Here is a 10,043-nt window from a genome sequence, read left to right as displayed (position 1 = left end):
CGGGCCGCGCCGGGGGGTCTGGGGGGGGGGTCTCACTGGAGGGAGTGCCCCACGCCGTGCCGCCCGTTAGCCGGTGTGGAGGGCGAGGGTCGGGGAGAGTCGGGAGGCGCGGACGGCCGGGTAGAGGCCTGCGACCGTGCCGATGAGCAGGGTGGCGGCGAAGCCTCCGGTGACGGCCCACAGGGGGACCACCCAGGGCAGGCCGCCCGCGGCGGCGAAGGCGTAGGTGGCGGCCGCGCCCAGAGCCACGCCGGCCAGCCCGCCCAGTCCGGAGAGCAGGAGGGACTCCGTCACGAACTGGAGGCGGATCTGGCCCCTGGTGGCGCCCAGGGAGCGGCGCAGTCCGATCTCGTGGCGCCTCTCCAGCACTGAGATGATCATCGTGTTGGCAACTCCGACGCCGCCGACCAGGAGCGCCACCCCGCCCAGCCCGAGCAGGAGGTCGGTGAAGGCCCCCTCGGTGGCGGCCTTGGCCTGGAGTGCCGAGGAGGGGTCGGTGACCTGCACGTTGTGCGGGTTCTGCGGGTCGACGGTGCGGGGGATCAGTGCGCGGACCGCGCTGACCGTCTGGTCCGTCGACCGTTCGTAGATCTGGGTCGGGTGGCCGTCGAAGCCCAGCAGCGTGCCGGCGCCGTCCCAGCCGATCAGGGCGGCCCGTTCGATCTCGGGGGCCAGCGGCAGCGGGTCGAGGATGCCGATGACGGTGAAGTACTGGCCGCCGATGTGGACTTGCTGGCCTGGGGCGGTGATGCCCAGGCGCTGGGCCGCGACGTGTCCGAGCACCGTCGAGGGGTAGCGTCCGTTGGCCTCGTTGAGCCAGGTGCCCGAGCCGACCGCGCCGCGCACGACGTCCAGCAGCCCTTCGGTGGCGGCCTTCACGGTGATGCCGCCGGTTTCGCCGTCGGGGATCTTCTCGCTGCGTCTGACGGACTGCGCCAGGTCCCCGGTCGCGCCGACCTGCTCGACGCCGGGGACGCGGCCCAGCATGCCGGTGGACTCCTCGGGCAGCTTCACCTTCTCGCCGAACAGCCCCTGGCCAGGGGAGGCCACCAGCATATTGGTTCCCAACTGGTCGAGTTGCCGAAGGAGTTGGGCCTTGCTGGAGGAGGAGATGCCGACCACCGCGATCATGGTGGCGATGCCGATGGCGATGCCCAGCGCGGACAGCACCACCCGCAGCGGCCGGGTGCGCAGGCCGGCCGAGCCGACGTGGAGGACGTCGCGGGGGCCGAGCCGGGCCGGGGCCAGCCGTGTGCGGCTCACCGCTGCCCACCCCGATCGGCCGGGGCGGCGGCGCCGGTGCGCAGATCCGCCACGACGCGGCCGTCGCGGATGCGGACCTGGCGTGGCAGGCTGTCGGCGATCTCGCCATCGTGGGTGATCACCGCGATGGTGGCGCCCTGGGCGTTGAGGTCGTACAGCAGCTCCATCACCGCTTCGCTCGACGCGGAGTCCAGCGCGCCGGTCGGCTCGTCGGCCAGCAGCAGGTCCGGTTCGCCGACCACCGCCCGGGCGATGGCCACCCGCTGGCGCTGGCCGCCGGACAGCTCGTGCGGACGGTGGTGCATGCGGTCCGCGAGCCCGACCCGCTCCAGGGCCAGGGCCGCGCGCCTGCGGCGCTGGGCGCGCGGCAGGCCCGAGTAGAGCAGGCCCTCGGCGACGTTGTCCCGGGCGCTGACCCCGGCCACCAGGTGGAAGGACTGGAAGACGAAGCCGATGTGCCGGGCGCGCAGGGCGGACAGCCTGCGGTCGGAGAGGGCGGCGACGTCGTGGCCCGCCAGGGTGACGGATCCGGCGCTGGGCCGGTCCAGGGTGCCGACGATGTGCAGCAGGGTGGACTTGCCCGACCCCGAAGGGCCGACGATGGCGAGCAGTTCGCCGCGTCCGATGCGCAGGTCCACCCCGTGCAGCGCCGTGACCCCGCCCGGGTACTCCTTGGTGACCTGGTTCAACTCGACCACGGTGCTCATGACTTGGGCACCCCGACCTTCATTCCCTCGGTCAGGTCGGTCCCGCTGACCTCGACCCGGCCCTGTCCGAACATGCCGAGCTCGACCGGGACTTCGCGCACCTTCCCGTTCTCCACGATCTGGATGCCGAAGCCTCCGCCGGACAGCGCGAGCAGTGCGTTGACCGGTACGGTCAGCACGTCCTTGTGGACCTCGCCTTCGAGCTCGACGGTGACGGGCGCCTGGTCGAAGCCCTCCGCCTGCCCCGGGTCGTCGAAGACCACCCGGGCGGTGATCTTGGCGGGCTTGTCCGGGGAGCCCTGCTCCTTGCCGTCCTCACCGATGGTGCGGTCGACGGAGGCGACCTTGCCCTTGGCCTTGCCGCCGCCGGGCAGGGCGACCTCGACCCGGGTGCCGGGCTTGGCGAGGTCGGCCCGGGAGACCTCGATCTTGATCTGCACCTGCCGTTCGGAGCCGGTGGCGGTGAGGACCGGCTTGCCGGGAGCGGCCTGGTCGCCGACGGCCGCGTCGTTCTTCTTGATCCGCACCGCCGCGGGCGAGAAGGCGATCTGGTCGGGGCCGATCTCGCCGCTCTGGGCCAGGCCGTGGGCCTTCTGCCAGCGCTTGACCGCATCCGCCGTACCGGCGGTGAACTTCTCGTCCGCGGCCAGCCCCTTGCCGTAGCCCAGGTCGCGGAGGTTCTCCTTCAGCTGCCTGACGTCCGCCCCCTCGTCTCCGGCCTTCAGCGTCCGGTACATCGGGCGCTCGCCGACCATGAGCCGGACCTTCCGGCCGTCGACCTCGTAGAGGACCCCGTCGCGTTTCACCACCGCGCCGGCCTCCGGGAGCCAGGTGAGGGTGCCCGGCACACCGGCGTTGATCCGGCGCTCCTCGGCGTAGCCGAGGGTCCCGTCCACCCGGGTCCGGCTGCTCAGGTCCTGCCGCTCCACCGAGCCCGTGCTCGGCGGCAGCCCGTCCGTGCGTGCCACGCCGGCGTTGCCGCTGCCTCCGGCCTGCGAGAGGGCCGTGACCCCGCCCGCCAGCGTGACCGAGGTGGCCAGCACGGCGATCAGGTACGTTCGGCGGCTGCGCCCGCGCTCACTGCGCATTCTGACCACTGCACGCCTTGTTCGCCTGGTCGAACCTGTCCTTCTCGGCGCCCTCCGGGACCTTCATCGCCGATCCCGACATCGCCGAGTCGCCGTCGAACTTGGGGTCCGGCATGTCCACACCGTTACCGCGCATGCACTGGGCGAATGCGAGGGCCCTGTCCTTGTCGGCCTGGGACATCTTCGCGCCACCCGAGCCACCGGCTCCCCCGCAGGCCTTGAGGGCTTCCGCCATCTTGTCCTGGCCGCCCTCCAGGACCATGGCCCGCGGGTCCTGGCCCGGCTCGGGCTCCTTCACCTGGGCGCCGTGTTCGCGCAGGCACTTACGGTGCTCGTAGGCCTGGTCCGCCGCCGCGCCCTTGCCCGACGAGTCCGAGCCGCCGCCCCCGCCGGAGCCCGTGCCGCCTCCGCCGCAGGCCGTGGCGAACAGCGCGAGCCCTGCCACCAACGCGGCCGCCGCGCCGTACCTGTGGTTCCGCATGTGGTTCCGCATGGAATTCCTCCGTGTCCGATGACGAGTGGCCGATGACGAGCGGCCGACCGCTCCGGCCGCTCCGACCACGCAGAGGCTGGCACGCACCCGCATTTCGCCGCTGTCAGCCGAGACCTTTACGGCGACGAAAGGTGGGTTTCAGGTACACCTGGTGTCATGCGTGTACTGATCGTGGAGGACGAGGAATTCCTGGCGGACATGATCGCCGAGGGATTGCGGCGCGACGCCCTGGCCGTCGACGTCGTGTACAACGGCGCCGACGCGCTGGAGCGGCTGAGGCTCACCGACTACGCCGTGCTCGTGCTCGACCGCGACCTGCCCGGGGCGCACGGCGACGAGGTGTGCCGGAGCGTCGTCGAGCAACGGCTGCTCACCCGGGTGCTGATGCTCACCGCCTCCGGTACCGTCCGCGACCGCGTCGACGGCCTGGACCTGGGCGCGGACGACTACCTCACCAAGCCGTTCGCCTACGAGGAGCTGCTGGCCCGGGTACTGGCGCTCGGCCGCCGCACCCACCCCGCCCTTCCGCCGGTCATCGAACGTGCGGGCATCACCCTCGACACCGCCCGCCGCCAAGCCTTCCGGGAGGGCCGCTACCTCGCCCTGTCCCGCAAGGAGTTCGGCGTACTGGAGGTGCTGATGCAGGCCGAGGGCGCCGTGGTCTGCGGTGATGACCTGATCGAGCAGGTGTGGGAGCAGAACATGGGATACCGCACCAACGCGGTTCGGGTCGTCCTCAGCAAACTCCGCGCCAAGCTCGGCGAGCCCTCGGTCATCGACACCGTGCCCGGCCACGGCTACCGCATCGGCGTCCCGGCGTGAGGCGCTTCGCCCCGGCCGGCCTGAACCGCCCTCCGCTGCCCGGCCGACCAAGCCCGCGGCTGCCGGGCGGGGAACGGGGCCGGCTGACCATGCTCTACGGCGGGCTGCTCGTCCTCGCCGGGGCCATGCTCATCTTCCTGGTCAACTTCCTGGTCCGGGAAAGTCTGTACACCTCGATCAGCACGGCCGTCGCCGTCGAACCGCGACTGGCCACACTGGGGACCCCGGCCCCCTCCGCGGCGCAAACCCTCACGGTGGGAACCGCCGCACCCGCAAACGCTCTACCCGGAACCACCCCCGCCGACGGCGGACAGTCCCACTTCCAGGCCGTCAAGGTCGTCACCCAGGCCGCCGAGCAGGCGGCCCAGAACCAGCTGCTGACCGTCTCCCTGATCGCGCTGGCCGCCTTCGCCGTCATCTCGGTGGCACTGGCCTGGTGGATGTCGGGGCGGGTGCTGCGCCCGGTGGCCGTGATCACCAACACGGCGCGGCGACTCTCGGGTGAGAACCTGCACGAGCGGATCGCCCTCGACGCACCCCCGGGCGAGCTCAAACAACTCGCCGACACCTTCGACGCCATGCTCGACCGCATGGAACAACTGGTGGGTGCGCAGCAGCGGTTCGCAGCCAACGCCGCACACGAACTGCGGACTCCGCTCGCGGTGCAGCGGGCCGCGGCCGAAATCGGGCTGGCCACCGAGGATCCGGCCGCCGTCGCCCGGGTCCGCCGCAAACTGATCGAGGTCTCCGAAAGCAGCGAACGGCTCATCGAGGGACTGCTGTTGCTGTCCGTCTCCGACCAGAGGCTGGACCGCCGCGAACCGGTCGCACTGGACCAGCTGGCCCGCGCGGTGGCCGCCGAGTGCGCCGCCTCGCAGGAAGACCGGGAGAACCGCGTCACCGTCTCGACCGACACCGCCCCCGTGTCCGTCGAGGGTGATCCGGTGCTGCTGGCACACCTGGTGCGCAACCTGGTCGGCAACGCCCTGCGCTACAACCACGACGGCGGCCGGGTCGAGGTCGGCGTGCACGACGGTGTCCTGGAGGTCGCCAACACCGGCCCCCAGGTGCCGCCGGAGACGGTCCCCTATCTCTTCGAGCCCTTCCGCCGCCTCCGGGAGCGTCGGCACAGCCCGGGTGAGGGCGCGGGCCTGGGCCTGTCCATCGTCGCCTCCATCGCGCGCGCCCATCACGCCGTCGTCACCGCCGTCCCCGCCGGCACGGGCGGACTGCGGGTCCGGGTCGAATTCCCCACGGCCTGACCCGGCCGTCCGGGGGCCCGGGGGCTCGGACGGCGGGCGCGAGGCCGCCCCGTGCAGTGCCTTCCGTTCGGCGGAGTCGGCCACCGCGACGGGAACCACCGTCCGCCGCACGGTTTCCAGGCCTGTGAGCTGCGTATGAGCGTTCTGCAACAACCTCGCCGATCCCCGCTCCACGGCCCCTGCGCAGATCGGAGGGCCCGATACTGGTGGATATGTCACGGGTACTGCTGATCGAGGACGACGCGTCGGTGCGCGAGGCGCTGGCCCTGGGCCTGCGCCGCCAGGGCCACGAGATACGGATGGCCGCCACCGGCGAGGACGGCCTGGAACAGGCGTTCCGGGAGCCTCCGGAGATCGTGGTGCTGGATCTGATGCTGCCCGGGATCGACGGCTTCGAGGTGTGCCGACGGCTGCGCGCACACGGGAGCGTCCCGGTGATCATGCTGACCGCGCGGGGGGACGACATCGACACCGTCCTCGGCCTGGAGTACGGGGCCGACGACTACGTGGTCAAGCCCGCACAGTCCAGGGTTCTCGACGCCCGGATCAAGGCCGTCCTGCGCCGCACCACCACCGTGTCCCCCGCGCCCGGGGCGGCCGAGCCGGTACGGGAGGTGCACGGCGACCTGGTGCTGGACCGGGCCGCGCTGACCGTCGCCAAACGCGGCACCCCGCTGCCCCTGGCACCCGGCGAGCTGCGCCTGCTGCTGGAGCTGTCCGCCGCGCCGGGCCGGGTCTTCAGCCGGGAGCAGCTGCTGGACTCCGTCTGGGGCCTGAGCCGCCAGGAGGACATCCGCCTGGTCGACGCCGGGGTGAACCGGCTGCGCGCAAAGCTGGAGGACAACCCGTCCGCACCCCGCTACCTCCAGACCGTGCGCGGTTTCGGCTACCGCTTCGGACCGCTGTGACCTCCTCGCCACGCACACCGAAGCACCCCTCGACCGGCACCGCCCGCACGGGCGATGCCGCGAACGGCACCGCCCATGCCGACGACCGGCCGGACCGCGCCGACGCCTCCCGCTTCCTCCGATGGCGGCGGGCCGTCCTGGGGCTGCGTCCGCGGATGCTCGCCGCGTTCGTCGCCACCGCCGCAGTCAGCGCCCTGGCCACCTCCGCACTCACCTACCAGGCCGCCACCGGCTCCACCCTCGACCTGACCCAGGACACCGCCCTGGACGAGCTGCGCCGCCGCGTCGACGTCCTGGCCCCCTCCCTGCCCTTCCCCCCGACCCAGGCCGAACTCGATCGCCTGTCCCTGCGGCTCTCGGGCACCGGCGGCTTCCGCGACTGGCACGTCCTGGCCCGCTACGGCGCCGCCCACTCCGAGTGGACCGCCGCCGTCACCGTCCCGGCCGCCCTCCAGGACACCGTCGGCTCGGGCCACGGCGCCTTCCAGCGGTTCACCGCCGACGGGCACTCCTGGCTCGCGGTCGGCGTCCCCGTCACCCGCACCCCCGCCGGCCCCGCCTCAGGAGCCGGCGACCTGTCCGGGCTGACCGTCTACGCCCTCCTGCCCCTGGACCGCGAACAGGCGGCCACCAGCGCGCTGCTGGCCGCCGCCACCGGCGCCGGCGCGTTCGCCGCCGTACTGGCCGCCGGCCTCGCCCTGCTCGCCACCCGCCAGGTCCTGCGCCCCGTCCGCGCCCTGGGCGACGCCGCCCAGGCCCTCGCCCAGGGACGGCTCGACACCCGCCTCGCCGTCTCCGGTCACGACGAACTCGCCCAGCTGTCCAAGACGTTCAACCACACCGCCCGCACCCTCCAGGGCACCATCGAGGAACTGCGGGCGGTCGAGAGCCAGGGCCGGCGGTTCGCCGCCGACGTCTCCCACGAGCTGCGCACCCCGCTGGCCGCCATGGTCGCCGTCACCGACATCCTCGACGAGGACGCCGAGCACCTGCCCGCCGACACCGCGACCGCCCTGCGCATGATCAGCAACGAGACCGGGCGCCTCACCCGCCTGGTCAACGACCTCATCGAGATCTCCCGCATGGACGCCGGCGCCGCCCCGCTGCGCACCGAGGACGTGGACGCCGCGGAAGCCGTACGCGCCACCCTCGACCTGCGCGGCTGGAGCGACCGGGTCGAGCTGGACCTGCCCGCCGCCCTGCCCGTCCGCCTGGACGCGCGCCGCTTCGACGTCATCGTCGCCAACCTGGCCGGCAACGCCCTGCGCCACGGCCGCCCGCCCGTACGCCTCACCCTCACCACCCATGGCCCGGGGCCGGGATCCGACCTGGTGCTGACCGTCACCGACCGGGGCCCGGGCATCCCGCCCGCCGAACTCCCCCACCTGTTCGACCGCTTCTACAAGGCGGACAGGGCGCGCACCCGCTCCGAGGGCAGCGGGCTCGGCCTGGCCATCGCCCAGGAGAACGCCCGCCTGCACGGCGGCTTCATCGAGGCCGCCAACGCCCCCGGCAGCGGCGCGGTGTTCACCCTCGTCCTGCCCCGCGGACCCCTGACGAAGGACGCCCCATGACCATCCGCCTCCGCGCGATCGCCGCAGCGGCGCTGCTCCTCACGGCCTGCGGCTGCGCGATCCCCGACACCGCGGGCGCGGTGAAGTCGGGCAAGCCCGCCACCGGGATCGAGTCCGGCACCCGGCTGTACTTCCTCAGCCCCCAGGGAATCCGCCTGACGATCAGGCCGGGCACCGAACGCGAAGGCCTCCAGCAGACCCTGGAAACCCTCATGGCAGGCCCCACCCGGACGGAGCAGCACACCGGTCTCGGCACCGCCCTGCCCGCCTCCGGCAAGGTCACCGCAGCCACCGAGGACGGCACCGTCACCCTGCGCCTGTCCTGGCCGACCTCCGCGCTGAGCCCCTACGCCATCCAGCAGCTGGTCTGCACCGCCGAGGACGCCCCCGCGACCACCGCGACCGCCCCCCGGATCGCCATGGTCAGCAGCGACGCCCCCGGACCGGTCTTCGTGCAGTGCGACCTCCACCACACCGGCTGAGTCCGACGGAACCCGACCCGGGCTCGGCGAGCCGGGTCACCGGCACCGGATGCCTACCTGCCCGCCACGGTCCAGGAGAGGTCCCGAAGCCCGGCCCGAACACCCGCGGGCACAGCGCGGATCCGGCCACCGCGCCTCAGGGGAGGGACAGTTGGGTGACGTCCACGACGGCACCCGACGCCGTCGGCGCGATCAGCGGCAGCACCAGCCACAGTGCGGCGAGCGCGGCCAGTGTGCTCACGGCCGCCAGGACCCCGGGGCGGCCGTGGGCCCAGCGCGCCCGGTAGCGGACAGGGTCCTCCAGCAGCGCCTTCGAGCAGGCCGCGACCGCCACCGCCAGCCCGCCCAGCCACAGGGTCCGAACCCAGCCGTCCAGGCGGGGACCAGCGTGGTCCAGCAGCAGGATCAGCGGCCAGTGCCACAGGTACAGGCCGTACGAGAGCCCGCCCAGTACCGTCAGCGGGCGCCGGCTCAGCACCCTGCCCAGCGGGGACGCCGGGGCGTGCGCGAGCAGGGCGATCAGCGCGGCCGCCGCCGCCGAGTGCAGCAGCAACCCGCCGCGGAAGAGGACGATCTGCCCCGTCCCCGAGGCCAGCGCCCACCCGGCGGCCAGCAGGCCCGCCGGGATCAGCGCCAGCCGGCCCGCGGCGGGTCCCGGCAGCCGCGCCACCCGCAGCCGCACCTCCGGAGTCGCCGCGAGCGCGCCGAGCAGCAGGGCGAACACGCGGGTGTCGGTGCCCTCGTAGACACGGGTGGTGTCCATCGGGTCGACGAGCAGCGCCATCAGCGCCGCGGACACCAGCGCACCGACCAGCGCCACGCCGGCCACCGCGCCGGCACCCACGCCGGCACCCGCGGTCCGGCGCAGCCGCAGCAGAAGCAGCACCAGCGGTGGCCACAGCAGGTAGAACTGCTCCTCCACCGCGATGCTCCACAGGTGGGTGAACACCCGGGTCGGGTTCGCCTGGAAGTAACCGACCTGCGCGTCGATGAAATGCCAGTTCGCGAGGTTGGCCACCACCCAGGGGGCGTCCTGGTGCGCGAAGCGGGCCATGGCCGCCGTGCCCAGCACGGAGGCCAGCACCATCGCCGAGCCCAGGGCCAGGGCGAGGGCGGGCATCAGCCGCCTGGCCCGGCGGCCCCAGAAGGCCGCCAGGTCGATCCGGCCGCCGTTCTCCCCGGCCTCCCGCAGCAACAGCCCCGTGATGAGGAAGCCGGAGAGCACGAAGAACAGGTCGACCCCCAGGAACCCGCCGGGGAAGTCCCCGAGGTGGAACAGGAGGACCCCGAGGACGGCCAGCCCGCGCAGGCCGTCCAGGGCCGGGACATGGGAGCGGCGGGAGCCGGAGCGCGCGGCAGGCCCCGTGCCCGGCTGGCGGCGGGACGCGCGCGCGTTCCGCCGCCGGCCCGCCGGCGAGGCGGTCTTCATCTCGGACACCATCTC

General features: G+C 73.4%; 10 protein-coding genes. 5 read left to right on the top strand and 5 right to left on the bottom strand.

All coding sequences use genetic code 11. The annotated features are described in order from the left end of the window. Window positions 1-66 precede the first annotated feature (66 nt). Genes ACFV61_RS18200 through ACFV61_RS18185 form a run of 4 tightly spaced genes read right to left on the bottom strand, consistent with a single transcriptional unit; the run spans window position 67 to window position 3,539 of the window. Window positions 67-1,263 (bottom strand): ABC transporter permease, encoded by a 1,197-nt coding sequence (locus ACFV61_RS18200; protein ID WP_380492632.1) that lies wholly within the window; start codon window positions 1,261-1,263, stop codon window positions 67-69. After that, on the bottom strand, window positions 1,260-1,970 hold the full coding sequence (locus ACFV61_RS18195; protein WP_063351819.1) for an ABC transporter ATP-binding protein: 711 nt from the start codon (window positions 1,968-1,970) through the stop codon (window positions 1,260-1,262). The genes ACFV61_RS18200 and ACFV61_RS18195 overlap by 4 nt, the downstream gene beginning before the upstream one ends. Next, the gene (locus ACFV61_RS18190) at window positions 1,967-3,058 is read right to left on the bottom strand and encodes an efflux RND transporter periplasmic adaptor subunit (RefSeq protein WP_380492630.1); all 1,092 of its coding nucleotides are present in this window, start codon (window positions 3,056-3,058) and stop codon (window positions 1,967-1,969) included. The genes ACFV61_RS18195 and ACFV61_RS18190 overlap by 4 nt, the downstream gene beginning before the upstream one ends. Next, window positions 3,048-3,539 (bottom strand): hypothetical protein, encoded by a 492-nt coding sequence (locus ACFV61_RS18185; protein WP_380425882.1) that lies wholly within the window; start codon window positions 3,537-3,539, stop codon window positions 3,048-3,050. Before ACFV61_RS18185 ends, ACFV61_RS18190 begins: the two co-directional genes overlap by 11 nt. 168 nt (window positions 3,540-3,707) lie before the next feature. Here ACFV61_RS18185 and ACFV61_RS18180 point away from each other — a divergent pair, with 168 nt between their 5' ends. The 5 genes from ACFV61_RS18180 (at window position 3,708) to ACFV61_RS18160 (ending at window position 8,599) form a co-directional block, all read left to right on the top strand. Next, window positions 3,708-4,373 (top strand): response regulator transcription factor, encoded by a 666-nt coding sequence (locus ACFV61_RS18180; protein WP_063351822.1) that lies wholly within the window; start codon window positions 3,708-3,710, stop codon window positions 4,371-4,373. Window positions 4,374-4,462: 89 nt separating this feature from the next. Next, window positions 4,463-5,635, top strand: a complete 1,173-nt coding sequence (locus ACFV61_RS18175) for a sensor histidine kinase (protein ID WP_380492640.1) — start codon at window positions 4,463-4,465, stop codon at window positions 5,633-5,635. A 212-nt stretch (window positions 5,636-5,847) separates the two neighbouring features. Further along, entirely contained in the window at window positions 5,848-6,543 is a 696-nt protein-coding gene (locus ACFV61_RS18170) for a response regulator transcription factor (RefSeq protein ID WP_063351824.1), read from the top strand. Next, the gene (locus tag ACFV61_RS18165; protein ID WP_380492628.1) at window positions 6,540-8,117 is read left to right on the top strand and encodes an ATP-binding protein; all 1,578 of its coding nucleotides are present in this window, start codon (window positions 6,540-6,542) and stop codon (window positions 8,115-8,117) included. The genes ACFV61_RS18170 and ACFV61_RS18165 overlap by 4 nt, the downstream gene beginning before the upstream one ends. Further along, window positions 8,114-8,599 carry a GerMN domain-containing protein gene (locus tag ACFV61_RS18160; protein WP_380492626.1) on the top strand — a complete coding sequence of 162 codons (486 nt, stop codon included), beginning with the start codon at window positions 8,114-8,116 and terminating at the stop codon, window positions 8,597-8,599. Before ACFV61_RS18165 ends, ACFV61_RS18160 begins: the two co-directional genes overlap by 4 nt. Window positions 8,600-8,735: 136 nt before the next feature. Here ACFV61_RS18160 and ACFV61_RS18155 read toward each other — a convergent pair whose 3' ends face one another. Beyond that, window positions 8,736-10,028 (bottom strand): acyltransferase family protein, encoded by a 1,293-nt coding sequence (locus tag ACFV61_RS18155; protein WP_380492624.1) that lies wholly within the window; start codon window positions 10,026-10,028, stop codon window positions 8,736-8,738. Window positions 10,029-10,043: the final 15 nt, after the last annotated feature.

This window comes from Kitasatospora sp. NPDC059817 (assembly GCF_042731835.1).
Lineage (GTDB): Bacteria > Actinomycetota > Actinomycetes > Streptomycetales > Streptomycetaceae > Kitasatospora.
The sequence above is the reverse complement of the archived record's forward strand: the minus strand, read 5'-3'. Positions and strand labels throughout refer to the sequence as shown.

Bases quoted from the DNA above. Each gene is read 5' to 3' on its own strand.
- ACFV61_RS18170 (WP_063351824.1), top strand. From the start codon at position 5,848: ATGTCACGGGTACTGCTGATCGAGGACGACGCGTCGGTGCGCGAGGCG.
- ACFV61_RS18180 (WP_063351822.1), top strand. From the start codon at position 3,708: ATGCGTGTACTGATCGTGGAGGACGAGGAATTCCTGGCGGACATGATC.
- ACFV61_RS18185 (WP_380425882.1), bottom strand. From the start codon at position 3,539: ATGCGGAACCACAGGTACGGCGCGGCGGCCGCGTTGGTGGCAGGGCTC.
- ACFV61_RS18155 (WP_380492624.1), bottom strand. From the start codon at position 10,028: ATGAAGACCGCCTCGCCGGCGGGCCGGCGGCGGAACGCGCGCGCGTCC.
- ACFV61_RS18175 (WP_380492640.1), top strand. From the start codon at position 4,463: ATGCTCTACGGCGGGCTGCTCGTCCTCGCCGGGGCCATGCTCATCTTC.
- ACFV61_RS18195 (WP_063351819.1), bottom strand. From the start codon at position 1,970: ATGAGCACCGTGGTCGAGTTGAACCAGGTCACCAAGGAGTACCCGGGC.
- ACFV61_RS18160 (WP_380492626.1), top strand. From the start codon at position 8,114: ATGACCATCCGCCTCCGCGCGATCGCCGCAGCGGCGCTGCTCCTCACG.
- ACFV61_RS18190 (WP_380492630.1), bottom strand. From the start codon at position 3,058: ATGCGCAGTGAGCGCGGGCGCAGCCGCCGAACGTACCTGATCGCCGTG.